Source organism: Salinithrix halophila (genome assembly GCF_042650125.1).
GTDB classification, from domain to species: Bacteria; Bacillota; Bacilli; order Thermoactinomycetales; family DSM-45169; genus Salinithrix; species Salinithrix halophila.
Genome location: NZ_JBHSAP010000015.1, coordinates 1 through 23,519 on the forward strand (window position 1 = coordinate 1; position 23,519 = coordinate 23,519).

The window sequence follows — 23,519 nt, forward strand, 5'->3', positions numbered from 1 at the left end:
ACCCCACCAACTAGCTAATGCGCCGCGGGCCCATCCGCAAGTGACAGCAAAAGCCGCCTTTCCACATCCGATCAGGGGATCGAATGTCCTATCCGGTATTAGCTCCGGTTTCCCGGAGTTATCCCGGTCTTGCGGGTAGGTTGCCCACGTGTTACTCACCCGTCCGCCGCTAAGGTCAAGGGAGCAAGCTCCCCTGACCTCCGCACGACTTGCATGTATTAGGCATGCCGCCAGCGTTCGTCCTGAGCCAGGATCAAACTCTCCGATAAAGGTGAGCTTGAAACGCTCAAATGAATTAACAAGGTCGAATCAATTGCTCTTCAGTTTTCAAGGAACGCTTTGTTGTTCCCGCCGTTTTGGCGGTGCCGCTCTCTTACGGCGACAAGATCTATCTTATCAAATCTATCGGATCCTGTCAACAACTTTTTTTCGTTTCTTTTTGCGGGGAAGCTTCCCCCAAACCGATCCGTAAAGGCTTCGGTCCCGCCGTTCTCGCGCCTTTTGCCTGTGGCGCCGTCGCAGCGACAAGTAATAATTTATCACGGACTGGGACAACCGTCAACCCCTTTTTTCAAGTTTTTATCCGCCGATCAGGAATACCTTCACTAGGATCAGATAGATTAACCCTGGCATCCCCAGAATCCCGACGATAAAAGAAGTAATGGGATTCACAGGGATGCGGAAATCAAACAGCTCCCCCGCCAGATTCAACAGAAACAACACCAACGCCCCCACAGCCGTATACAGGATCCCAGACCAAAGCCATCGCAAGGGCTGGATTACCGACCGGCTCATCAACATAAACAGACCAACACCACCTGCAGCCGCAACCGTCCACCATCCGATTTCCATCCTTCACAACCCCTTCCCTCGTTCCACTTTTGCTTGGTACAAGCATATGAAGGAAGGAAACCTCTTTAGAACGGGATCACGGAATCAGGAGCAAGCATTTTGGGGCTGCCTTTACTTGTGAAGGATATCCAGAATAACCGAAGCGGTATTATTGACGATATGAAACAAGATCGGGGCCCATAAATTCCGAAATACCGCATAGAGCGTACCGAGGATCATTCCCAGAATAAACAAGGGGGCCAAAAAAGTGATATCGGCATGGAACAAAGCGAAGACTAAGCTGGAAAGGACAATGCTCAACACAACCCAACCCCGCTTCATCAAGGCATTCATCAAGAGTCCTCGAAAAACCACTTCCTCCGCAATCGGGCCAATGATCCCGATGAGGGCCATCTGACCAAATACGGCAACCCACCCTGCTTTCAGGGCGTTGTCTATCCCCTTAGAAATACTATCCTCTCTCCATGAGTTCAACTCTAAATGGAAGAAACGGGCGACAGGTTCCGTTACCAAGGGATCCAAGAAAAAGTAGACCACCACGTAGGAAATGGCGACAGAGGCGAGAAGGGCCAAGGTATTTTTTACAGAGGGCAATCGAAGCCCCAGATCCGACAGCCGGCCTCGAAACAGGAACACGGCTATCCCGAGCATAAGGATGTGCGGAAAGTAATCGATCCAACTGTTCCCTTCTTCCGGATTCAGCGCATAATAAGGAAGTGTCACGACCAATGTCAGCAGTTGGATCCAAGCAAAGTAATAGGCGATATCCCGTCCTTCCACCCCTCTATTGCGCTTCCGTTCGTAGGCAAAACGGCTGATAAGACCTCCTACGGTAAATCCGAGGATACCGGCCAGGGTGATCAAGGCCCAAAGAAACCAACTCAGCGTAAACCACACGCCCGTGTTTTCCCCACTCTCGATCCGCCATAATCCTTCTGTGGTCTGTTTCCATTCAAGAGAGGCAAATTCAATGGGAATCATAAAGAAAAAACTCAAGCACAATAACCAAGCCGACCCGTTCCGCAACCGATGAGAAAAAGGAGGGCGCTGTTTCGGGCCGGAAATGGGGCGGGCTTTCTGCAATTCCATCACGGGCAATCCTCCATTTTCTCAAGAGTGTCTTTCCCTCTTCCCCTATAGTTCCGAAAGAAAACAAGCACTTACAGCTCTCTTCGCCCTTCCAGGGCCTTACTCAGAGTCACTTCGTCCGCATACTCCAGATCCCCCCCGACTGGCAGGCCATGGGCAATCCGAGTTACTTTCAATCCGAAGGGTTTTACAAGGCGTTGTAAATACATGGCTGTGGCCTCCCCTTCAATATTGGGATTAGTGGCCAGAATCAACTCCTGTACAGTCTCGTCTTCCAAGCGTTTCAAAAGATCGGGAATGGACAATTCGTCAGGGCCGATCCCCTCCATTGGAGAGATGGCTCCATGGAGAACATGATATCGTCCATAATACTCTCGGGTTCGCTCCATGGCGATGACATCCCGTGGATCTTGTACCACACAGATAACCGAGTGGTCCCGGTTTTTATCGCTACAAACGTTACAAACATCCTGATCCGTGATATTGCTGCATATCGAGCAACGCTTTAAATCCCGTTTGGCTCGAACAAGGGCTTTGGCCAGATCCATCACGTCCTCTTCCTCCATACCGAGGACATAAAAAGCCAGCCGTTGGGCGGTCTTGGGACCGATCCCCGGCAAACGCATAAATCCGTCTATCAGTTTTGAAATGGGTTCAGGTACGTACATGGTGACTCCCCTTTCACACGTGTGTCAGAAAAAAGGCCTGTTCCTTAGAACAGGCCCAATTTCTCCCCGTGATCCGATTTCCCACATAACAAGCTGATTTAGCCTCGGTATTAGAACAGGCCTGGAATGTTCATGCCACCGGTCATTTTCCCGAGATCTTTGGCGACCAAATCATCCACTTGCTTCATGGCTTCATTCATGGCAGCCGTCACCAAATCCTGCAACATATCCACATCTTCAGGATCGACGGCCTCCGGGGCGATTTCAACGGCCAGCACTTGTTTGTGACCGTTCATCCGAACTTTGACCATCCCGCCCCCCGCTGCAGCTTCTACTTCTTTATCGCCTAATTCTTCCTGAGCTTTGGCCATCTGAGCCTGCATTTTTTTCATCTGTTTCATCATCTGGTTCATGTTTTTCATTTTGACACCCTCCTGAAAGTTCATCTCAATCGGTGATTTCGATCAGATCTTTACCGAATAAATCCACCGCTCGCCGGACGGGGTCTTCATCCTCCTGCTCCTTTGCGCTGCTGGAGGCGGAGACAGAAGCGGATGGCTGTTCCCGAGTGGCGGAAACCTCTTCCGAAGCCCGGTATTGTTCCCATTCGGCACGCATCACGGTCACTAATTCCTGCGGAGAACCAAAAAGTTCCCCCAGGATCTGCTGAATGAGGGATTTATTCGCTTCCTTTTCCGTCGTCTCCCTGTGAATCGCGTTCTTGAATGCAACCAAAACGCCATCCGGGGAGGCTGCAACTGGTTCTCCATCGATCAGCCAGGCATGAACGGTAATTTTGCGTTCTTTTACCTTCGCCAATAACTCAGGCCAGTGCTGTTTGGCCTGCTTTAGGTGTTCAGCAGAGCTTTGTTTGAGAAAAGCAGGAACTCGTGAAGCTCCTCCTCCTCTTTGCTCCTTCCTTTTACCAGGAGAGCGGCTCTCAGCGGATGGAAAAGCCCCGGAATCTACCTCTTTGGCTATCCGTGGTGAGGGAGGCACAGGCTCCTGGTTACGCTCAGCCAGTCGTTTCTCTAATTGATCCACCCGCTTTTGCAGGAGAGCTATCGCTTCATTCTCTCCGTTTCCAGTCGGTTGCGGTTTTGATGCTTCGTTTTCCGGCAACTTGCAAAGCCGTACGATTGTCATTTCCAATAGAATGCGAGGCTGGGATGCCCACTTCATCTTTTGTTGAGCTTCGATCAAGGTATCCAGCATCCAGCCCAGATTGTCCACAGTGCTCTCTTCCGAGAGATGGGTCCAGCTGTCATAGCTCGATATACGGTTCGCAACCTCATCCAGCTCAGGGGCCGCCAACAACAACAACAGATCCCTGGAAAGATGGATCAGATCTTGAACCATCCGCTCCGCCTCCAACCCTTCGGTCAGTAGACGATCCATGCTATCCAACGCTCCTGAGGCATCTTGGCGAAGAATCGATTCCATAATCTCCGCTAAAGCTTGGCGTGAAACGGATCCCGTCACCGCCAGGACCGACCCTTCATCGACCTGATCCCCGGAAAAGGCAAGAACCTGATCCAGCAAACTGAGAGCGTCCCGCATCCCTCCATCAGCTTTTTGGGCAATCGCCGCCAAGGCGGCATCATCAGCTTTTACCCCCTGGGAATCACAGATGCTGCGAAGATGAGCCAGCATGGCACCCATGGCGATCCTGCGGAAGGCGAATCGCTGACAGCGGGAAAGGATCGTCGAGGGCAGTTTGTGTGGTTCGGTTGTCGCTAGGATGAAAATGACGTGAGCAGGCGGCTCTTCCAACGTTTTTAACAAGGCGTTGAAAGCCTCCGTCGTCAGCATATGGACTTCATCCACAATATACACTTTGTAACGCCCTTCACTGGGAGCGTACTTCACCTTGTCCCTGAGATCCCGGATCTCGTCGACGCCTCGGTTGGAAGCAGCGTCGATTTCCACCACATCCATCAGGGCACCATCCGTGATCTTGCGGCAGGTTTCACATTCATTACAAGGTTCGGGAGCCGGCCCGCGAAGACAATTGACCGCTTTGGCCATAATCTTGGCAGCACTGGTTTTCCCTGTCCCCCTCGACCCGCTAAACAGATAAGCATGGGAAAAATGCCCCTCATCAAGCGCATTCTTCAGCGTTTTCGTCACATGCTCCTGCCCGACAAGGTCCTCAAACCTCTGGGGCCGCCAAACGCGATACAAGGCCCGGTAAGACACCAGCAACACTCCAACTCCCCGGATTCGACCGTCAGTACTGGGTTTAGGCCGTCTGAGGATACAATTAATGATGAATTAATGATACTACAGTTGAAGATGATTTTCCAAAGCCGCTACAAAATAAAAAACGCCCGCCGCCTGGCGGCGACGGATTACCGATCTATACACGGAAGAAATACAGCGAAGGTCGTCCCCAACCCATCGGCAGAAACATGGATGTTTCCTCCTATATCATGGACGATCCGCTGACAGACGGACAGTCCAAGCCCCGTCCCGTTTTCTTTGGTAGTAAAAAACGGATCAAAAATCTTATCGATCGCATAAGTGGGAATACCAGGGCCCGTATCATGAACCTCGACGGCCAGTTTCCCTTCTTTCGGATGAGAGCGGACTCGGATCGTAAGGACCCCTCCATCCCCCATCGCTTCGATCCCGTTTTTACACAGGTTGAGGAAAACCTGTTTTAGAAGCTCCCCGTCAGCCATCACTTCCGGACAGGGAGTAGCCTCCAACTCATGGCGAACTTCCGTATTGTGGAGGATGGCTTCATTTTCGATAATAGGGAGCAACTCCTGCAACACATTCTCCACCTGGACCGGATGCATACGGACACTGCGCGGTTTGGACAGAAGCAGAAACTCACTCACCAGGTCGTTGATCCGGTCAATCTCCCGCAGCATGATTTCCGTGTATCCTTGTTCCTTTAATTCCCCTTTTTCTCGGAGAGCATGTTTCATCACTTGAAGGAAACCTTTAATCGATGTCAGGGGGTTACGGATCTCATGGGCGGTTCCGGCGGCGATTTGACCGATCATAGCCAGACGATCTGTCCGCCTGACCTGCAACTCCAAGGAACAGAGCTGGGTGGTATCCCTGACTACGAGATAGGACCCGGCCTTTCCGCCGGAGAATTCGATCAATTGCTGATAATCGACACTAACCTCCAAATGCCGTCCATCCACCTCCCAGGCGGTGGTGAAGTTGCGGAAAGAAGATTCTGCAGCCATTTTTTCCTCCAAGGAGGTGCGAGTCGGATCTGGGGAGATGCATCGGAAAAGACCCGAGGCTGGCCCGCCCAGCACCTCTTTTCGGTTCAAACCGAACATCCGGCATGCAGCGCGGTTCATTTCGGTCACCCTATCGCGATCATCCAACACGACAATACCGAAATGGAGGTCCGTAATCAACGTATCGGCAAACTGTTGCACAAGACTGATGCCCTTGGGTGCAGGGATCAGCAAAAGGAGATGGTACCAACCGCCCCGGCTTTTTCCGCTGATCACCTGGATCGATGTGGGATGCGGAGGAGATCCTTTCACCAGCAAACTTCCCTGGACCGACTGCATCTGGTCCTCTTGCTGATCCGTATGGGTAAGATAATCTTCCACACGCTTTGGAAGCGCTAAAAAATGAGTGCAGGGCTGTCGCAGGATTACCTCTCTGTCAAACCGCAATGCCTTCAGCAAACGGCTATTGACAGCCACCACTTCACATCGGTCGTCCACGAGCATTACAGCTTGAGGCATCCGTTCCACCCAAGATGCCAACTGGTCTAGCTCCATGTCGAGATGAAACGCGATGGGCACTTTGTTATCTCCTCCATCCTCCTTATACTTCATTTCCCAGCACCCTCTCTAAGGCAAAAAGAGATTCCGTAATCTTCCACACCGTGACCCTGCTTCGTGATTGAACCAGAGACAACATGATCCCTTATGGTTTCTCCCTTAGATTTTTTATTCGCTTTTGAACTTCATCTTCCTTCCCTAGATTGGAAATTTACGATAAAGAAAGATCTATTTATAAAATTTAACAAATTAAAAAAGAGGTCCTGCTAACCCGTGAAAAAACGGGTCAGAACCCTCTTTCGTTAACCATTTTATGTAAGGGTACCGTGCACCTGCCATCGATCCGACCCGCCTGGGCGGACTCCATGCGGCCGGCTCAGATCAGGCGCCCCTGCGGCACACAGAAAAATCTCCTTAGTGCTGCTTCCGTCAGGACCTGACACGGTTCAGAGGTTTCCATTGCGCAGGACCTGTTCGTCGGCACCGTCCACATGGACCAGGCCCCACACGAATGGGACCTCAGGCAGGGATTCAATCCCGTTATAGCGGATTACGGGTTACAGGGCACCGCTAACTCCCCATCTAGCACGGTTTTTTCATTGTACCACAGAATGCCTCCCCTCACAAGGAAGGAATGGATCACCCATCAAAAAGGCCTTACCCGAAAACTTCGGGCAAGGCCGGTATGTGGCGGAGAGGGTGGGATTCGAACCCACGGTACGGCGTGAACCGCACAACGGTTTTCGAGACCGCCTCCTTCGACCACTCGGACACCTCTCCACATACGAAGACCATTGTAACCGATCCGCTTTCCTCCGTCAAGACATTCGGTTCTATCGGTATTTATCCGACTCTTCACCCCAGAAATAGGGGGTACAACCTTAAAACCCCTAAAGAGAGCCTTTAGCAAGCGCTCCTAAAAAATTTCCCTTTGGTAATTTTTTTGCCTTAATCAAAAATCTTTAGGATTTAGCTACAGCGCTACTTCATCCCTCTTTGCGTTGCTTCCGCAGATTCCGGAAAAAGGAGGTCAACAGTTCCCCGCATTCCGCTTCCATGATCCCATCCATCACCGTCACCTGATGGTTAAAACGAGGATCGTTCAGCAGATTCATCAAGGTACCGGAACAGCCGCCTTTAGGATCGTAGGCGCCATAAACCAAGCAGTCGATGCGCGACAAGAGGATCGCCCCTGAACACATGGGACAAGGCTCCAGGGTCACATAGAGGGTACACCCGGCAAGCCGCCATTCACCCAGGCGCTGGGCCGCTTCCCGGATAGCCACCATTTCGGCGTGGGCGGTCGGGTCTTTTTCCGTTTCACGCAAGTTGTATCCCCGACCAATGATTTCTCCATCCCTGACGATGACGGCCCCGATCGGAACTTCACCGATCGCCTCTGCTTTTTTCGCTTCCCGAATCGCTTCTCTCATGTAAGTATCCATATGTTGCACCGCCTTAGCCCTTCTCCGTCCCCGCCTGTTCCGGCTCGCACTGGTGACAATACCCGTAGATTTCAAATTTGTGGCCAGTGATCTTAAAATCATCAGGTTCGCCCAGCAGAGCGTTCATCGGACATAGATTGAGCCGTTTTGTCTTGCCGCATTCTTTGCAGATCAGATGATGATGATGATGGTCCCCGCCGCAGTGGAGGCGATAACGGCGTTCGCCTTCCCACTCGGTCCCTTCGATGATCCCGAGTTTTTCAAAAAGGGACAGATTGCGATAAATCGTATCTACGGACAAACCCGGGTACTCTTCCTGCATCTCTTCCAACACTTCTTTGGCTGTGAGATAACGATCTTCGTTGGCGAAGATTTTCACCATCTTTTCCCGTTTCCCCGTATATTTGTACCCTTGGGTTTTCAGTGTATCCAACGCACGTTCCATATTCATGGCAATCGCCCCATATTTACGTAGTCAAATCGCCGACCGACCGTTTGCGTCGGATACCGGCGAGCCTTTTCACACCCATGACCACCAAGAGAATCATTACTGCCACCAATACGATGGTTCCTCCCGAAGCCCAATCCAGGTAAAAAGCTGCCATCAAGCCGGTAAGAACTGCCGTCTGGGCAAAAAGGACGGAATAGAGGATGGTTTGCCGAAAACTATTGGCAATCTGCAAACTGGCCGCCACCGGAAGCGTGATCAATCCGGAAACGAGGAGAATCCCCACTACTCGAATCGAAGCCGTAATTACCATCGCCACAGCCAAACTAAAAAGCAGGTTGAGCCAACGGCGAGGGATTCCAGAATGAACTGCGCTCTCCTCATCAAAGGAAAGAGCAAAGAGCTCTTTGTAAAATACCGTTACAATCGCTAATACCAATACGCCAGCCCCAACGATGGCACCGATTTCCGACTTCCCGACTGCGAGAATGCTGCCGAAAAGATACCCCGCCACATCCACATTAAATCCGTCAGCCGCACTGATCAACACCACACCGAGTCCGATTCCTCCAGAGAGGATCACCGGAATGGCCAACTCCTGGTATGAGCGGTAAAGCCTTCTGAGCTGTTCCACAAAAACCGAGGCAGTCAGGGAAAACCCCATCCCCATATAAAGCGGGTTGATTGAGGCAAAAGCAGCATGTTTCTGTAGCAGGAGCCCTGCCGCCACACCGGAGAGAGTGACGTGGGCCAGGGCATCGGCAATGAGAGACAGCCGACGCACCACCAAAAAAACACCGACGACCGGCGAAATAAGGCCGATGACGAGCCCCGCGACCAGCGCCCGTTGCATAAACCCATAATGTAAAATTAAATCAATCATATCCCATGGCGACGCCGGGAAGGCATCTCCTACCTCCTTTTTCAGTCCGACGGCATCGGACATTCAGCCGACAGGAGACTCGTGATCATGTTCCATCACCTGTACGCGATGACCATAAGCAGCGGTCAAAATCCGTTCCCGCTCTCGGGAAAATTCCTCAGCATCTCCGTGAAAATGGAGTTGCCGGTTCAGACAGGCAATCCGGTCGACATACGTGGTGATCGCCCCGATATCATGCGTAACCAACAAGAGGGAAAGCCCCTGTCTCCGGTGCAAATCTGCAAGCAACCGATAAAAACGTTCCGCTGCCCGTGCATCCACTCCCACCGTCGGTTCATCGAGGATCAACAAGTCCGGGTCTGAAACCAACGCCCGTGCGATAAAGGCTCTCTGCTGCTGACCACCGGAGAGTTTTCCGATATTCCGGCGGGCGAACCCACTCAGATCCACTTGTTCAATCGCCCTATCCACCGCTTCCCAATGAATACGCTTCATGCGGCGGAAAAGCCCTAACTTGCCGGAAAGCCCCGAGGCAACCACTTCCCGCACAGTCGCTGGAAAGCCTAAGTTGAAGCTATTGGCCTTTTGGGATACATACCCAATCCGGGACCAGGAACGAAAGCGGCGAAGGGGCTCACCAAAGAGTCTCACCTCCCCCGAATCTGGGGAAAGAGAACCCAACGCCAACTTGATCAGCGTTGATTTACCCGATCCGTTGGGGCCGACGAGGCCGAGGAATTCACCCCGCTTTAAGGTCAAGTTTACCCCTTCCAAAACAGGTTGGTTTTCATAGGAAAAATGAAGTTCTTTCAATTCCAGCATGTTATCCATGACAGTTGGCTGCCTTTTTGATTCCGATTCAAAGAGTAAGGCAGCCAGGCCCTCCTTTTTTTACAGGCTGAAACCCAGACAGGGAAAATTTTTCTGTTGCGCCCGATCAAGTTGTTGTAGCCCATTATAAAGCAATCCCATCTTTTTGTAAAACGGAAGAATTACGTTTTTGCTTCTACCCGATAAAAAAGCCACCCTGACCGGGCGGCAATTATCATAAGGGTTATTTTGAATTAGGCGGGACTTGATCGCCTTTCTCTCGTCCTTGGCTTCGTCAATACACACCGTAATCATTGCGATGTCCGTATTCGCGGAGAGATCCAACGACCCCAGATGAAGGAGAAGCCTTCTTTAAGCAGATAAGCTCCTACCAGGTAACCCAATAACACACCGCTGTGGTGAAGTAACAAGGATGTATCGCCGGTGGAAATCGCGGCACGCAGTCCTTCCACAGAGTAACTCATCGGCAGGTAGGGATGAATGTCCTGGAAGAAGGAAGGTAACATCTCCACAGGATAGGTTCCTGCACTGGAAGTGAGTTGAAGCATCAGAATCACGATCGCCAGGAAACGCCCCACATCTTTGAACAGGGTGACCAACATGTGGTTAATCGCTGTAAAGGTGAAGGCCGTGAGTACAGAAAAGAGGTAAAGCCAGCCTGTTAACTCGGGACGAATCCCCACGAGATGGATGAGGGCAGCCACCAGCAGAATGGCCTGCATTGCCCCCACTGCGAGGGCAGAGGGGATGGAAAGGGGTTGGTGATTACCCAGAATCGGTCGTTTCAAATCAAGGACCGTGAATAGGATCATAGCTCCCACCCAGAGGGAAAGGGAGATAAAGTAAGGCGCAAAACCGGTGGCATAATTGGGAACCTCACTGACGGTATCTTTGTCCACCGCTACAGGATTAGCAATCTGATCGGCTTTTTTGTCCTTACCCATCAGTTGGTCTTTGGCATCATTTACGCCTTGAGCCAGTTTATCCGCCAGCGTCCCTTGGCCGTCCCAGATTTTCTGCAAACCATCCCCCAACTTCTGCATTCCGCCATCCAACTTGGAAAGACCGTTGGAAAGCTTTCCTGGGGCCTGAGCCAGCTGATCCAGGCCACCTTTCAATCGCTGTGCACCGGTAAGGAGGTTCGACAGCGCTGTATTCACCTGGTTCAGACCATCTGTTACCTTGGAAGACCCAGCCTGAAGTTGATCAAACGCGGCGATCTGTTTGTCAAATCCGGTCTGAATCTGACCGAGCCCGCCAATGACGATACTTTGTCCTTTATACATTCGGTCCACGTCAGAACGGGCTTTTTTCAGATCGTTTTCCAGCGAGACGGCCCGATTCAGCAGATTCTGATGCTCAGCCCGTTGTTGATCAAGGGCTCCTTTCAGTCGCTGCATATCCGGATCGTCCTTCAATTCCGGGTGTTTTTCCAACAGACGGTTGTATGCCTCGTCTGTCTTCCCGCTCCCCGCCTGAATGCGGCGGGCCAAATCGGAAATAAAAGCAGCTCCTTCGCTCAATTTCGGGTTGGCGAGTTTATTGCGGATCTCCCCGATTCCCTGCTGAACTTGTTCGGCAATACTTTTTAACTGAGGAAGGTCTTGACCTTTCTCCTTCACTTCCTCCCGCATGGTTCCAATTCCCTGCGTCACTCGGGAGGAACCATCCGCTAATTGACCGATGACATTCTTCACCTTTTGCTGGCCTTGAACCAGCTTACCCGCACCCGTCTGCAGTTGACCAATCGCCTGCCCCAATTGATTGACTCCGCCCTGGATGGTTGATGTCCCTTTTTCCAGTTTACCGGCTGCACCGGCTGCCTTCTTCGTCGCCCCCTCCAGCTGGTCAGCCCCGTTGGAAGCTTTGGCAAGGTCGGTGGTCGATTTGCTTAACTTGTCAAATATCCCTTGGGCATAGGTTTTTGTCAGGTTCCGTTCCACCTCGTCCTGAAGCGATTGAATCACTCGTTTTCCCATCTGGGAGGAGAGGTAGTTGGAACCCTCATTGGCATAATACTGAATATGCCCTTTTTGAGGATGACGATTTTTCACACTGGCTGCCCGTTCAGAGAACTCCTCGGGAATGACGATCCCCAGATAATAACGGTTCTCCTTGAATCCCTTTTTCATTTCATCTCGGCTGACGAAGATCCATTGGAGTTTGGGATCTTCCTTCATATTCGCAACCAACTCGTCGCCGACGTTGATTTTTTCTCCATCAACCGTGGCCCCCCGATCCTCATTGACCACAGCAACCGGAAGGTTATCCATCTTCCCATAGGGATTGTAGAAGGCGGTTAGGTACAGGACACTGTAGACCAGTGGAACCATCAAAATCCCAAGCAAAACAATAATGAGCGGGCGGTGCCGCCAAATCTCATACAGAGCGAGCGTCTCTTTTCTCCGTTTCATATGGATTGAACATCCTTTCTACTTACAAGTCGGATTACTGACATTCAATCGTATCAGGAGAAAAACTGACCGGTCAGTACAAAAATGATTATAACGCCTCCCAACTTTTTTGAAAAGGGGGGCTTTTGACCTATTTTGTTGGTAAAAGAAGACCTTGGTAAAGAAGACTCTCGAGTGTTTCCACCACCAGGGGAGCCCGATGTTCCGCAAGATCCGCTCCCGTAACCTCCGGGCAACGGAAAATCTCCTGTAAAACCGTCACACTGACCGCACCGAAGATAGCGACGGCGGCTTCCGATCCCTTGAGTCGTCGGAACCGTCCTGCATTCATACCTCGTTCCAATACTTCCTCTATGATCGATTCTAGTTCGCGAATCCGGGCCCGAAATTCAATCTGCCGCTCCTTGGACCCCCATACTTCTGTAAGCAGCAGTTTAGCAAAGGTACCGTTTTGAAAGAGATAATCCACTTCCGCCTCCAGAAGACCGCGTAACTGGCGGGCAGGATCCTCCTCCACCTCGGTCCGGCGGCGGACATACGCCATCATCTTCTCCAACCCGTCATTCATCAAGGCGACGAACAACTCGTCTTTTCCCTTGAAATGATAATAAATCGTTCCCTTGGCCACCCCGGCCTCCCGGGCGATATCATCCATTTTCGCCCGTTCGAATCCCTGCTCGGCGAATACTTTCACAGCCGCACGAAAGAGATGTTCCACTGTTTCCTGTCCCATGTCTTCTACCCCCTTATACCCCATTCTTTACAGAAAAAACGTCTCCCCTCTCACCCGAGAAAAGGAAGACGTCCCATCCGTTGGCGCACCCGAGAGGAATCGAACCTCCGACACGCGGTTTAGGAAACCGCTGCTCTATCCACTGAGCTACGGGCGCACAAATTCAACAATGATTGTAGCACAGTCTTTGCTCCTCCCGCAACCGGATTCACCCGAAAAGGCTGCCCTCGATGAGGGCAGCCGGCCAAAACACGGGATCTACACAAGATCCCTTTTCTTGCGCCGTTTCTTTTCTTTTTTTTGTTTACGGATCCTTTCCCTCCATCGGAAAAAGGCTTCCGGCAGTTCCATCAAAATCCGTAGCAGAGAGACGCACGCAACCAACAGTTGAACCCATTTTTCCATTTCGCATTCCCCCTTTTCGGAGGCGGCTCCCGGGAATTAGTGGTTCGTCCTTGTCTCGATTATAGAACATACGTTCGTAAAGTAATAGTGATTCGACAAAAATAGTGCCTATTCTCGCTAAGAATTTTAGGGAGCACTGGAAAGAGGGAATTCGGAGAACTGGTCCTTAAGGCCGGAAGGAATAGAAAGGTCCGCTCCACCTGTGGAACGGACCTTTTCTATCTATGCGAGTCGCACCTTGTATTCCCTCATCCAAAGATCCAATTGGACGACCCAAGCAAACAATTGGGGGACATTCATCAGCTGACCAAACCAGGGGAGGTTCACCTTTTCCAGATCCCGAGCCGCGAAATTTCGCAAGGCATCCGTGTCCAACAGTTGTAGAACCGGCGAAGTGCCGGTGTCCAGGATGGCGAGCGCCTTATTTCGTACCGCCTCCAGATAAGCGGGGTTATGGGTTTTCGGGTAGGGACTTTTTTTGCGTTGAAGCACATCATCAGGGAGAACCCCAGCCATGGCTCGGCGCAAAAGCCCCTTTTCCCGCCCGTCCACCGCTTTCATCGACCAAGGAATATTCCACACGTATTCCACCAGATGATGATCACAGAAGGGAACACGTACCTCCAAGCCGACCGCCATACTCATCCGATCCTTCCGATCGAGGAGGGTGGGCATCCACCGGGTCAAGTTGAGATAAAAGATCTCCCGTATTCGGGCCTCCACAGGGTCTTCTCCAACCAGTCGCGGCACTTCAGCGAGCGCCTCCCGGTATCGATCCCCCACGTACTCCTCCCCCAGGATACGGGATTCTACCTCCGGGGAGTAAAATTGTATGCGTTCCCGGATGTAACGGGACCAGGGAAAGGTTTGGGCATGAACCATTTCCGGTCGATGAAACCAGGGATAACCGCCAAATACTTCGTCTGCACACTCCCCGGAAAGAACCACCGTAGCGTCCTGTTTAATGGCCTGACAGAAGAGAAGCAGGGAAGCATCGACATCAGCCATTCCGGGAAGGTCCCTCGCCCTGAGAGCAGCATCCAGCGCATCCACCAGCTCCCGCTGTTCAATCACCACGTCATGGTGGCGGCTGCCTAGGTGAGAGGACATCCGTCGAATCCAGGGGGCATCGGGATCTGGTTGGAACTCGTTGGCTTTGAAGAAGCGGTCATTTTCCTTGTAATCGACGGAGAAGGTGTCTAAAGGCCCCATACCGTTATCCCGAAAGTGGGAAGCTGCACAAGCTGAGATCGCGCTGGAGTCCAATCCCCCAGATAACATCGTACCCACCGGGACATCGGAAACGAGTTGCCTGCGGACGGCATCCTGAAAGAGTTCCCGCACCCGTTCTACGGTCGTCTCAAAGTCGTCTTCATGGGGCTGGCTCTCCAGGTTCCAGTACGACCGTATCGCCATCCGGTCCCGAGTCGCCTTCAGCCAACAGCCGGCCCGCAATTCTTCTACACCTTTGAATACTCCGTGCCCCGGCGTGCGGGAAGGACTCATGACCAGCACTTCCGCCAGCCCTTCCTCATCTAGCACCGGTTCGATTTCCGGATGGGCGAGGAGGGATTTCAGCTCAGAAGCAAAGAGGAGGCTTTGACCCCTGCGGGTATAAAAGAGCGGCTTCACACCGATCCGATCCCGGGCGATAAAAAGGCTCTCCTCCACCTCGTCCCAAATCGCAAAGGCGAAGATGCCGTTCAAATGCCGGGGCGCGTCTTCCCCCCACTCATCATAAGCCGCTAGAATCAATTCCGTATCCGACCGCGTCCGCATCACATGCCCCCGGGACGTGAGCTCTCGGTTCAGCTCATCCATATTGTAGATCTCACCGTTATAAGTAATAATCCGGTTCCGATCATGCAAACGGCGGACCATGGGCTGCACGCCGCCTTCCGGGTCAATCACAATCAGGCGACGATGGGAGAGACCCGCTCGCCGGGACAACCAGAACCCTTCCGCATCCGGCCCACGGCAGATCAACTCTTTATTCATTTGTTCCAGGACACTCCGTTTTTGACTAACATCCCGCTCCCAGTCGATCCAACCGGATATTCCGCACATGATTAGCACCCCTCCAACATGGGTGAGATCTCTTCATCAATACCGCTTATCCACAGCCACCTGTGGATAAACGCCCATATCCATTCTATGTCGTCGGGGTGAAGAGGTGTGTATCGTAACTCTCTCGCCGTTGAAATGGCAAGCTTCTCAATTCATCGAGCGATTGGGGAGCAAAGACCTCTATAACTTATCCATCGGGTAGACTTTATTCTTCACAATAAGTGACCAAATATAGAATAATATTTACGAATATTCTCAAGGGATACGATCTTAGATGTCTATAGCCATGTGATTCCCAATATTCAAGGGAGGGCCGCCAAAAAATCCAGCAAGGCGTAAACGAAATAAACGGGCTATTATCATCAATCATTGCATAAATTGAAAAATGATGATGTACGATAAGGAGTTGGATCATGTGCTGTATTTATCAACATATCAAATGATTTCAATTATAAGAAATGGGCTATTTAAAACACAAAGACCACAAAAGATCATCATCGTCGGTGCGGGAATGGCTGGATTGGCAGCCGCTTCTCTGTTGAAGGATGCCGGACATTCTGTAAAAATCCTTGAAGCTACTGAAAGAGTGGGAGGTCGTATATTGACCATACGATCTCCTTTTAATGGTGGAGAATATCTTGATGTCGGACCCATGCGCATTCCGCATATCCATTATTTGACTTTGGAGTATGTTCGTAAATTTAACCTGCCCATGAATCCGTTTCTCAATGTGACTCCCAATGACCTCTTTTATGTTAATGGAATTAAGACTCGCCTTAGTATTTATCAGCAAAATCCTGATATCCTAAACTATCCCGTGGCGCCACACGAAAAAGGGAAAACGGTTGATGAATTAATTCAGTCGGCGATACAGCCGATTATGGATTATATCAACCAAGATCCACAGAGAAATTGGCGTGTTGTAGTAAAAGAACTTGAGCCATTTTCGTTAGATACTTTTTTTAGACATAACCCTGTTGGTGCGACATTATCTCCGGGTGCGATTGAAATGATTAAAGTTATTAGTGATGTAGAAGGATTATCAGAACTGTCTTTCACCGAAATATTAAGAGAATACCTTCTTATCGTAAGGAGAGGAATTCCCTTCTATGAGATCACAGGGGGGTTTGATCGATTGCCAAAAGCGTTTCTCCCCCAATTGGGAGAAGACATTCTGTTTCAGAAAAAAATAACGAAAATAGAGCAGCACAACGATAAGGTGACGATTTATTCGATCGACACACAAACGAAAAAGCCCTTCAAAATGACTGGTGATGTCGCAATTATAACGATTCCTTTTTCCGTATTGAGAACGATTCAAGTGGAACCTCATCATTCCTTTTCACATGACAAATGGAAAGCGATTCGCGGACTTCACTATGTACCCGCCACAAAAATCGGACTCCAGTTCAACAGCCGGTTTTGGGAAAAAGAAGGCATGTATGGCGGGAGAACCATTACTGACCTGCCCATCCGATACACGTATTACCCCAACCATGGTTTTGGTGAACCAAGTGGCATTGTTTTGGCCAGTTATACATGGGAGGATGATGCTTTGATATGGGACAGCATGTCAGAAGAAGATCAGGTTCAGCTTGCCCTGGAAAACATGACGGTTATTCATGGTGAACATATCATGCGTGACTTTGTAACCGGAATTGCACATAGTTGGGTTCAATACCCATATTCCGCTGGAGCCTTCGCGATGTTCAAACCTGAACAGGAAACAGAGCTTTTTCCTAATATACTCAAACCTGAAGGAAGGATTTACTTTGCTGGTGAACATGCTTCAAATGCTCGTTCTTGGATTCAGGGAGCAATACAATCAGGGATACATGCTGCGTATGAGGTGAATAGACGACCTTACTAGTGAGTTACTTAAACATTATTTATTTTATGATGACTATGTATTTTGACCACATTTTTGACGACATCCATTAGATAGGCCAAATCCCCAATCATGAAACGAGGTTTTCCCTTGGCATTCTAGTGTTTTCTAGTGCATTCTACTTACCTTAAGTGTGTGGTCAAAATGTGGTCAAATCGATAACTAGGTAGTATCTATGCAGGCCAACAAAGGACTTGTTCCCCCACCTGGCTTTCCTATTGCTATTTAATGGTCAAAATAAAAGCGTCCCTTATTCTCACGAGATACCCAATATACAAAACATATGGGACGACTTCCTGTTCCTTCTCGATTGGCAGAGAGGGTAGGATTCGAACCCACCAGCTCGTTGAATCCTACATATTTGGTATTGATTTAGACTCCCGTGGTTCCTTATTTCTACTAATCATTTCTAGAACCTTAATGATCTTCCCAAGTCCATGTAACCTGTTTAGATACTTAAATTCTTCTTCAATAGGTCGGAGATATAAAATCAAAGCAGCAATCATTGCGATTGAGAAGCTAATTAGACCTAACATAACCGCAATAACCTCATGTAATAGCAAAGCAGCAATAAAAAAATATTTCCAATATCTCTTGGGCGCAAATAAAGCACCGAATAAGAAAAGTTGAAGAATCAACGTTCCCCATGTTGGTACTACAACAGCTGCAGAAGTAAGTATCGGTTTGGAAAGATATAAAAAGAACGAGTTTAGACCTAACATAGGATCTTGTAAGAAATAGTACACTGCAGTTCCATTAATCCATGTATGCTCAAACATTTTAGCCACAGATGAATGGAAGTATAATATCGCAACTTGTACTCGAATAGCCATTAGAGAAGAGAGCGCAACAATTCGTGAGTAGATCGATCGATCACTGTACAAGCCTTTCTCTTCTCCTTTTTCCCAGTGCCATTTCCTGCGATCCGTTAAAACAATGGGGAGAATTAATAGTGTTAAAACAGCAGCCACTTGCTCCCCTCCATCTAATTCTATAGCAGATACCTGTACACTATATGAGATCCACCAATGAATCATTCCTGTAATCCTTGGACGCCACCCAGTAGCAACCACTATCAAACATACAATTGCTAGCCATCGAACTATATCCAAGTAAAAATAATCAGGAGGAACCATACAAAAGACACTAATATTCCCCTTGCACTGGGGGTATTCTTCTTGACCTGCAGCAGGGAGGAACAAAATCCGAGCCTCGTTAAGTATTAATGTCATTGCCAAAGATATAGCCATTAACGACCTTGCTAGTCCGTAAACATTTGTCCAAGGATCATTTGAAATTGCCCAGTTATATACCCTCTGTCCTATTATTCCGAGCATGTGATTTTCACCCTAACCACTTTTGATGGCATTACAACTTTTTTCTTACTTTTACTCCAAGCCCAAGGAACTGGAGGTTGAGAGGCAAACCCAATATCTCCACAAATAGTTGGGAATGGTATAGGGTTTTCTACTTCAAAAGCAGTTCTGGATTTAGCTAAACACACCAGAGGGTCCTTATCACATTTTTTAAAAAGTGAGGGGGGAATTTTGCTATGAATAAATCCAGACTCAATCCCTTGACTTCTTCCAAATCTTTTCAATCCCCATAAATTTTCCGCCCTCATATTAGGCCACACAGCTGCAAATTCCTTCTTAGATACGTTATAAACCAAAAACTGATCCTCCTTAGGGTTTTTACTATAGAACCCCCACCCTTGTGGATACCATGAGTTTATATTTAATTTTTCTTCAACTTTAAATAATGCAGGGCGCAGCGCATTAGATGGCATTGCACTAAGAATAGATAGTGTAATGAGAATGATCCAAAAGGAACTAGCAAGAAAGAATATCACACTAAAACGCCCATATGCGTTATTACGAAGGGATCCCATTAAACCGCTCCTTGACATTATTTTATCTTAAGGGTTTGGGTGGAAGCTGAATCCGTGAAAGCGACTACTTAGTCTGACACGAAACACAATAATAACAAGGGATTCGGAGTATCTTCTTTACCATCCAGTAAGTAAGTTTTTAAAAACCACTGTAATTATTGAGATGGTTAGTTCCCACAATAATTCTACCTTCTGATTTCACGGACTCGGATTTTTTACTTTATACGTGATAAACGAACAATAAAGTAAATGATTGTGAAGATAAGGCAAGCTACCCCAATTGGAATTCCGAGACTTCCAAGGAATTGTTTCTTCTCGAGCGCAATCTCAATGGTCTCCCAACTCAAGTATCCCAATAAGAAAACCAGCTCCAACTTGAGACAACTTACCAGCATCTTTCCATTTCGATAAATGAGATCAGCTTTATTTTCACTGAAAGAGAAAGGATAATTGAATAAATGCGGGAACCTACCTAAAATGGTTAAAGAAATGTAAAATATAACTTGTAGAATAGGTTCAAGGAAAATGTACCATTTACTACCCCAATCATCTACATTCCCTGATCCACTAACATGAGTGGGAATACGATCTGGCAGATTCCCCCATGCAATTAATACATTTAAAAGCGTAAAAACAATCACTATGATAGACAAAATATCAATGATCAATTCAACCTTTGATTTTGGAATAGATAAAGCCGGACGTTTTTCCATAAGAATCCTCACTTTCTATTGGAGATTATGAGCTAAGAATATATGGTTATTCAAACTGGTAGTTCCCAGTTTGAATAACCATGAAAAATCTTTTCACTTATCAATATGCTAATCTGGTTACGATGTTGTCAATATACTGCTCCCTTAATAAAGAATCACCATAACCCTCATCATCACGCCCTGGAGCACCACTCTTTACTTTGACCTTGGTATGTGCTGCTGCATAAAGGTAAGCAAATCCAGCCGCTACTACAGTTACAGCAGCGACATGACTATATACTACCGCTGCTCCTATCGCTGCTACAGCATAAGCAACAGCACATCTACCGTTACCTGTTCCGTTATCCACATTTACAATAGTAGCATTCTCTTCCTTCATTGCCTGATCAAGCAATTCTCCACCTTTGGCTAAGGAAGCATCTACCTTGACATGATCCTTCGCTTGTATAGCAGCTTGTAATTCGTTGAAATAGGAAGGATCCTTTGATTCGATTCTGTCCAGTAAGCGATTTACAAATGCTGTGCTTTTCGGATCTTTTGCTTTTTCTAGTACATCATCCGTCCACACCTCAGGGAAAAGCTTAGCGACTGGTCCTTGAGCAAAAACGAGCCCTGCAAAAATCTCCTTACCCGTGTAATGAGGATTATTGGTAGATTCTCCACGAGCTGTAGGAATTAAGCCTACAAACAAAAGTGCACCAGCAACAACATACGAGATCAATTTCTTCATGTCCAATTCCCTCCCCTTGAAGCGAACTTAACTCTGGGAATATTCCAACTTTATAGCGGGTCCGTCCACAAGTATTTCGCCACACTGTAACTTCGCAATGATTTTGTTCTGGACAACTTGATTATTCCCGATTAGCAGACAGAACTCGACGGTTGCTGTGCATTGCCTTCAAGCCTTCTAATTGTTAAGGTCATGACCGTTGCCAAAGCAAGAGAGCAAAACCTCTTTCACATACACATCACTCCTTGATTGGTATTTTGTTGCAATGAGAGTCTAGCATGAAATATCATTCATGTGAATAGGTTTTGGCTAATTAAAAAAAATTATAATTATAATATTGGCTAGTAAGTTCCATGTCCCATGTATATCAAGATTTTTTGACGTTCCCATTTAAAACACGATCTCAAAGCCGAAAAAAACAAAGATAGAGTATTCCCAACCCAGAATAATTGTTGTAGAATGATCATGGTTGAATCTGTTAGGTATTGAGGGAGGAGGAAATACATGAATAGTTATCCAAGTTCAGAGCTAGGTGTAATCATCCGAAAAGTCCGTAAAGAGCGGGGTTTGCGATTGGAGGACCTTGCAGATGATAACATCTCACCCGCCACTATTAGCAACGTTGAACGAGGCGTCCCCCACGTAAGTACTGATAAGGCTTTGTATCTATTGAAAAAACTGAATATTGGGTTGGATCAAGTCCCTCAGATGCTAAAGAGAAAACGAGAAGAAATCCGAAAGTTAAATTTCAAACTTCTCGGAGTAGAAAGCCTATTTAGTAATGGTAAATGGGAAAAAGCACTGGAGATCCTCCATTCACTTGAGCTGGAGGATAGTCACCTGCTTGCGCCTAAGGCTTATTATTTAAAAGGAAAATGTCTCATCAAAGCAAAAAGGTGGAAAAAGGCTGAAAGGGAGCTGCACAAAGCGATTCAGCTTGCAAGTCAACAAGCAGATGTAGAAAACATCGAGGCGGCTGGTTTTAATGAGCTTGCTATCATCTATTATTCTCAAAACGATCTAGAAAATGCTCTGCAATTTATCGAAAGCGGCATCGACGCATTTGATACTGAGAGGGAACGGCAGTATCTCTACTATCTTCTGACTCTTAACAAGGCTATATTCCTGGAGCGTTTGGGTAGATTAAATGAAAGCATGAATGTTGTCACAGAAGTTTGGGATTCTCTGTACTGCTTGGATGAAAGCGATACTGTCTTGACCTTTTATTGGTTAAGATCGGAATTGCTACGACGATTGGGCCAACACCGGGGAGCAGAAGAGTATGTTCTTGAGGGGATCGATATTGCCCGCAGAAACAGCGACTTTAATTTGTTATTTGATCTGTGGACAGTAATGGGAAGTTCATATATAAACCAAGAAAAATGGGATGAGGCTGAATTTTGTTTCGAGCAAGCATTGTCCCTGGATGGGGTTAAGGAGCATAAATTTATACAGACTTTCTCTTGGTTGGGCATGCTCTACATAAATCAAAAAGAATGGAATAAAGCATTTCCAGTCTTAGAGAAAGCTCTTTCTCTAGGTAAAAAACATAACGATGTCCCCCGATATATTCAAGCGATCCATGTCATGGGAGATTACTACAGAGAAAGGGGGGAAGCAGAAAAAGCGATAGAGCAATATCATCAAGCTCTTGAGCTATCTAGAAAACACGACTTGCTAAAAAGAGAGTATGCCGCTGTATTTCGGTTGGCTGAGTGCTGGGAGGGCCAAAATAAGGAGGAATTTTCAAAAGCAACAGCTAATATGTATGAGGTACAGAGAAAACTCGCAAAAGAGGGGGCACAAATACTTGACGGCGCTTAAAAAGATTATCCTCCTTGCAGCCTGCCTTGCCGTTTTGGCTGTTCCTTCCGCTCACTACAGTCATGACAAAACAATCGTTTCTGGCGACTATTTTCAGTCTGACCCTAAGCAATCTTAAATGTAAAAAATATGTATGAAAAAATCCGGGCAGGGGAGCAATTCCCTAGCCCGGCTTTGCTATGGCTATTCAATGGGCAAAATAAAAGCATCAAAGCCCTTGGACTTCAACGCTTTTACCTGATAGTCGGCATTATCTCGGTCGTAATACGCCCCGGTAATGACTCGGTATTTCGCCTTCTTCTTCGGAGTGGGCTTTTTCTTCTCTTTCTATCTCCTCCATCAGACGCTTCCAGGTTACTGGCCCTGGATAGCCATCCGCACTGCTCCAGGTGAATCCTTGGTCACGCTGGAAGGCGGCACACGCTTTTTTATCCACTTCGGAGAAGCGCGGCCCCGGCCCCACTTTGTAATACCTTTCTCCTACAGCAAGGGGAACATGCAAAAAGAAGCCGCCCCAAATGGGACGACTTCCTGTTCCTTCTCGATTGGCAGAGAGGGTGGGATTCGAACCCACGGTACCCGCAAAGGTACGGCGGTTTTCAAGACCGCTGCCTTCAACCACTCGGCCACCTCTCCCCAGCCTGTGGATAACTGCCCGTTCAATTATACGGGGAGATTTCCTTTCAGTCAAGGGCTGAAGGTCACGACCCGATGTATAGCAGACAAAATAAAAAGACACCCGATGGGTGTCTAAGCCTGCTGACAAAGTCCCTTCCACACCACAAAGGTGGGCCGGTTTCCGGCGAAGCGCCTGTTGGCACCGACTACTCAGCGGAGTGCCCGGAGGCTCCAACCGTTTTGCGGCCACACACGC

22 protein-coding genes, 3 tRNA genes, 1 rRNA gene and 1 other RNA gene are annotated in these 23,519 nt (G+C 48.4%); 2 read left to right on the top strand and 25 right to left on the bottom strand.

The window, feature by feature from the left end:
• The 18 genes from ACFOUO_RS10230 to asnB all read right to left on the bottom strand — a co-directional run.
• Positions 1-269: ribosomal RNA gene (locus ACFOUO_RS10230) — 16S ribosomal RNA — on the bottom strand; the annotation flags it as partial.
• Between the two features lie 310 nt (positions 270-579).
• Entirely contained in the window at positions 580-852 is a 273-nt protein-coding gene (locus tag ACFOUO_RS10235) for a pro-sigmaK processing inhibitor BofA family protein (RefSeq protein ID WP_380704882.1), read from the bottom strand.
• A gap of 111 nt (positions 853-963) precedes the next feature.
• Positions 964-1,941 (bottom strand): CPBP family intramembrane glutamic endopeptidase, encoded by a 978-nt coding sequence (locus ACFOUO_RS10240; RefSeq protein ID WP_380705545.1) that lies wholly within the window; start codon positions 1,939-1,941, stop codon positions 964-966.
• Between the two features lie 71 nt (positions 1,942-2,012).
• Positions 2,013-2,609: a recombination mediator RecR gene (gene recR, locus ACFOUO_RS10245; RefSeq protein ID WP_380704884.1), complete on the bottom strand. Its 597-nt coding sequence runs from the start codon at positions 2,607-2,609 to the stop codon at positions 2,013-2,015.
• Between the two features lie 110 nt (positions 2,610-2,719).
• Positions 2,720-3,055, bottom strand: a complete 336-nt coding sequence (locus ACFOUO_RS10250; protein ID WP_380704887.1) for a YbaB/EbfC family nucleoid-associated protein — start codon at positions 3,053-3,055, stop codon at positions 2,720-2,722.
• Between the two features lies 1 nt (position 3,056).
• A complete protein-coding gene (gene dnaX / locus ACFOUO_RS10255; RefSeq protein WP_380705546.1) occupies positions 3,057-4,808 on the bottom strand; it encodes a DNA polymerase III subunit gamma/tau in 1,752 nt (583 codons plus the stop codon).
• Between the two features lie 152 nt (positions 4,809-4,960).
• On the bottom strand, positions 4,961-6,427 hold the full coding sequence (locus ACFOUO_RS10260; protein WP_380704889.1) for an ATP-binding protein: 1,467 nt from the start codon (positions 6,425-6,427) through the stop codon (positions 4,961-4,963).
• Between the two features lie 270 nt (positions 6,428-6,697).
• An RNA gene (ffs, locus tag ACFOUO_RS10265) (signal recognition particle sRNA large type) lies at positions 6,698-6,964 on the bottom strand.
• A gap of 97 nt (positions 6,965-7,061) precedes the next feature.
• A tRNA-Ser gene (locus tag ACFOUO_RS10270) sits at positions 7,062-7,153 on the bottom strand.
• Positions 7,154-7,359: 206 nt separating this feature from the next.
• A complete protein-coding gene (gene tadA / locus ACFOUO_RS10275) occupies positions 7,360-7,818 on the bottom strand; it encodes a tRNA adenosine(34) deaminase TadA (RefSeq protein WP_380704891.1) in 459 nt (152 codons plus the stop codon).
• Positions 7,819-7,831: 13 nt separating this feature from the next.
• Positions 7,832-8,269, bottom strand: a complete 438-nt coding sequence (locus ACFOUO_RS10280) for a Fur family transcriptional regulator (protein ID WP_380704893.1) — start codon at positions 8,267-8,269, stop codon at positions 7,832-7,834.
• A gap of 16 nt (positions 8,270-8,285) precedes the next feature.
• On the bottom strand, positions 8,286-9,149 hold the full coding sequence (locus ACFOUO_RS10285) for a metal ABC transporter permease (protein ID WP_380704895.1): 864 nt from the start codon (positions 9,147-9,149) through the stop codon (positions 8,286-8,288).
• A 63-nt stretch (positions 9,150-9,212) separates the two neighbouring features.
• The gene (locus ACFOUO_RS10290) at positions 9,213-9,980 is read right to left on the bottom strand and encodes a metal ABC transporter ATP-binding protein (RefSeq protein WP_380704897.1); all 768 of its coding nucleotides are present in this window, start codon (positions 9,978-9,980) and stop codon (positions 9,213-9,215) included.
• Positions 9,981-10,270: 290 nt separating this feature from the next.
• Entirely contained in the window at positions 10,271-12,394 is a 2,124-nt protein-coding gene (locus ACFOUO_RS10295; RefSeq protein ID WP_380704899.1) for a YhgE/Pip family protein, read from the bottom strand.
• A gap of 130 nt (positions 12,395-12,524) precedes the next feature.
• Complete coding sequence (locus ACFOUO_RS10300) at positions 12,525-13,127, bottom strand: TetR/AcrR family transcriptional regulator (RefSeq protein WP_380704901.1); 603 nt, start codon at positions 13,125-13,127, stop codon at positions 12,525-12,527.
• An 81-nt stretch (positions 13,128-13,208) separates the two neighbouring features.
• Positions 13,209-13,284 (bottom strand) — tRNA-Arg (locus tag ACFOUO_RS10305).
• Positions 13,285-13,385: 101 nt separating this feature from the next.
• Positions 13,386-13,532, bottom strand: coding sequence for a hypothetical protein (locus ACFOUO_RS10310; RefSeq protein ID WP_380704903.1), 147 nt, complete (start codon positions 13,530-13,532; stop codon positions 13,386-13,388).
• A gap of 222 nt (positions 13,533-13,754) precedes the next feature.
• Entirely contained in the window at positions 13,755-15,599 is a 1,845-nt protein-coding gene (asnB, locus tag ACFOUO_RS10315; protein WP_380704905.1) for an asparagine synthase (glutamine-hydrolyzing), read from the bottom strand.
• A 406-nt stretch (positions 15,600-16,005) separates the two neighbouring features.
• Here asnB and ACFOUO_RS10320 point away from each other — a divergent pair, with 406 nt between their 5' ends.
• A complete protein-coding gene (locus tag ACFOUO_RS10320; RefSeq protein WP_380705547.1) occupies positions 16,006-17,469 on the top strand; it encodes a flavin monoamine oxidase family protein in 1,464 nt (487 codons plus the stop codon).
• 371 nt (positions 17,470-17,840) lie between these two features.
• Here ACFOUO_RS10320 and ACFOUO_RS10325 read toward each other — a convergent pair whose 3' ends face one another.
• The 4 genes from ACFOUO_RS10325 to ACFOUO_RS10340 form a co-directional block, all read right to left on the bottom strand.
• Entirely contained in the window at positions 17,841-18,824 is a 984-nt protein-coding gene (locus tag ACFOUO_RS10325) for a sporulation-delaying protein SdpB family protein (protein ID WP_380704907.1), read from the bottom strand.
• Positions 18,812-19,378, bottom strand: a complete 567-nt coding sequence (locus ACFOUO_RS10330; protein ID WP_380704909.1) for an SdpA family antimicrobial peptide system protein — start codon at positions 19,376-19,378, stop codon at positions 18,812-18,814. The genes ACFOUO_RS10325 and ACFOUO_RS10330 overlap by 13 nt, the downstream gene beginning before the upstream one ends.
• A gap of 215 nt (positions 19,379-19,593) precedes the next feature.
• A complete protein-coding gene (locus tag ACFOUO_RS10335; protein ID WP_380704911.1) occupies positions 19,594-20,091 on the bottom strand; it encodes a DUF1648 domain-containing protein in 498 nt (165 codons plus the stop codon).
• 100 nt (positions 20,092-20,191) lie between these two features.
• Complete coding sequence (locus ACFOUO_RS10340) at positions 20,192-20,821, bottom strand: sporulation delaying protein family toxin (RefSeq protein WP_380704913.1); 630 nt, start codon at positions 20,819-20,821, stop codon at positions 20,192-20,194.
• A gap of 504 nt (positions 20,822-21,325) precedes the next feature.
• Between ACFOUO_RS10340 and ACFOUO_RS10345 the strand changes: the two genes are divergently transcribed.
• Entirely contained in the window at positions 21,326-22,645 is a 1,320-nt protein-coding gene (locus ACFOUO_RS10345; protein WP_380704915.1) for a helix-turn-helix domain-containing protein, read from the top strand.
• Between the two features lie 183 nt (positions 22,646-22,828).
• Here the strand turns inward: ACFOUO_RS10345 and ACFOUO_RS10350 are convergent, their stop codons facing one another.
• From ACFOUO_RS10350 to ACFOUO_RS10360, 3 genes are all read right to left on the bottom strand, one after another.
• A complete protein-coding gene (locus ACFOUO_RS10350; RefSeq protein WP_380705548.1) occupies positions 22,829-22,924 on the bottom strand; it encodes an SPOR domain-containing protein in 96 nt (31 codons plus the stop codon).
• Positions 22,896-23,147 (bottom strand): peptidoglycan-binding protein, encoded by a 252-nt coding sequence (locus ACFOUO_RS10355; RefSeq protein WP_380704917.1) that lies wholly within the window; start codon positions 23,145-23,147, stop codon positions 22,896-22,898. The genes ACFOUO_RS10350 and ACFOUO_RS10355 overlap by 29 nt, the downstream gene beginning before the upstream one ends.
• 44 nt (positions 23,148-23,191) lie before the next feature.
• Positions 23,192-23,281 (bottom strand) — tRNA-Ser (locus ACFOUO_RS10360).
• Positions 23,282-23,519 lie beyond the last annotated feature (238 nt).

What these genes read in the sequence shown, in the direction of transcription:
- tadA (WP_380704891.1), bottom strand. Translation starts at nt 7,818, where the DNA reads ATGGATACTTACATGAGAGAAGCGATTCGGGAAGCGAAAAAAGCAGAG.
- ACFOUO_RS10280 (WP_380704893.1), bottom strand. Translation starts at nt 8,269, where the DNA reads ATGAATATGGAACGTGCGTTGGATACACTGAAAACCCAAGGGTACAAA.
- ACFOUO_RS10235 (WP_380704882.1), bottom strand. Translation starts at nt 852, where the DNA reads ATGGAAATCGGATGGTGGACGGTTGCGGCTGCAGGTGGTGTTGGTCTG.
- recR (WP_380704884.1), bottom strand. Translation starts at nt 2,609, where the DNA reads ATGTACGTACCTGAACCCATTTCAAAACTGATAGACGGATTTATGCGT.
- ACFOUO_RS10340 (WP_380704913.1), bottom strand. Translation starts at nt 20,821, where the DNA reads ATGAAGAAATTGATCTCGTATGTTGTTGCTGGTGCACTTTTGTTTGTA.
- ACFOUO_RS10290 (WP_380704897.1), bottom strand. Translation starts at nt 9,980, where the DNA reads ATGGATAACATGCTGGAATTGAAAGAACTTCATTTTTCCTATGAAAAC.
- asnB (WP_380704905.1), bottom strand. Translation starts at nt 15,599, where the DNA reads ATGTGCGGAATATCCGGTTGGATCGACTGGGAGCGGGATGTTAGTCAA.
- ACFOUO_RS10240 (WP_380705545.1), bottom strand. Translation starts at nt 1,941, where the DNA reads ATGGAATTGCAGAAAGCCCGCCCCATTTCCGGCCCGAAACAGCGCCCT.
- ACFOUO_RS10250 (WP_380704887.1), bottom strand. Translation starts at nt 3,055, where the DNA reads ATGAACTTTCAGGAGGGTGTCAAAATGAAAAACATGAACCAGATGATG.
- ACFOUO_RS10335 (WP_380704911.1), bottom strand. Translation starts at nt 20,091, where the DNA reads ATGGAAAAACGTCCGGCTTTATCTATTCCAAAATCAAAGGTTGAATTG.
- ACFOUO_RS10285 (WP_380704895.1), bottom strand. Translation starts at nt 9,149, where the DNA reads ATGATTGATTTAATTTTACATTATGGGTTTATGCAACGGGCGCTGGTC.
- ACFOUO_RS10300 (WP_380704901.1), bottom strand. Translation starts at nt 13,127, where the DNA reads ATGGGACAGGAAACAGTGGAACATCTCTTTCGTGCGGCTGTGAAAGTA.
- ACFOUO_RS10345 (WP_380704915.1), top strand. Translation starts at nt 21,326, where the DNA reads ATGAATAGTTATCCAAGTTCAGAGCTAGGTGTAATCATCCGAAAAGTC.
- ACFOUO_RS10330 (WP_380704909.1), bottom strand. Translation starts at nt 19,378, where the DNA reads ATGGGATCCCTTCGTAATAACGCATATGGGCGTTTTAGTGTGATATTC.
- ACFOUO_RS10260 (WP_380704889.1), bottom strand. Translation starts at nt 6,427, where the DNA reads ATGAAGTATAAGGAGGATGGAGGAGATAACAAAGTGCCCATCGCGTTT.
- ACFOUO_RS10325 (WP_380704907.1), bottom strand. Translation starts at nt 18,824, where the DNA reads ATGCTCGGAATAATAGGACAGAGGGTATATAACTGGGCAATTTCAAAT.
- ACFOUO_RS10310 (WP_380704903.1), bottom strand. Translation starts at nt 13,532, where the DNA reads ATGGAAAAATGGGTTCAACTGTTGGTTGCGTGCGTCTCTCTGCTACGG.
- ACFOUO_RS10295 (WP_380704899.1), bottom strand. Translation starts at nt 12,394, where the DNA reads ATGAAACGGAGAAAAGAGACGCTCGCTCTGTATGAGATTTGGCGGCAC.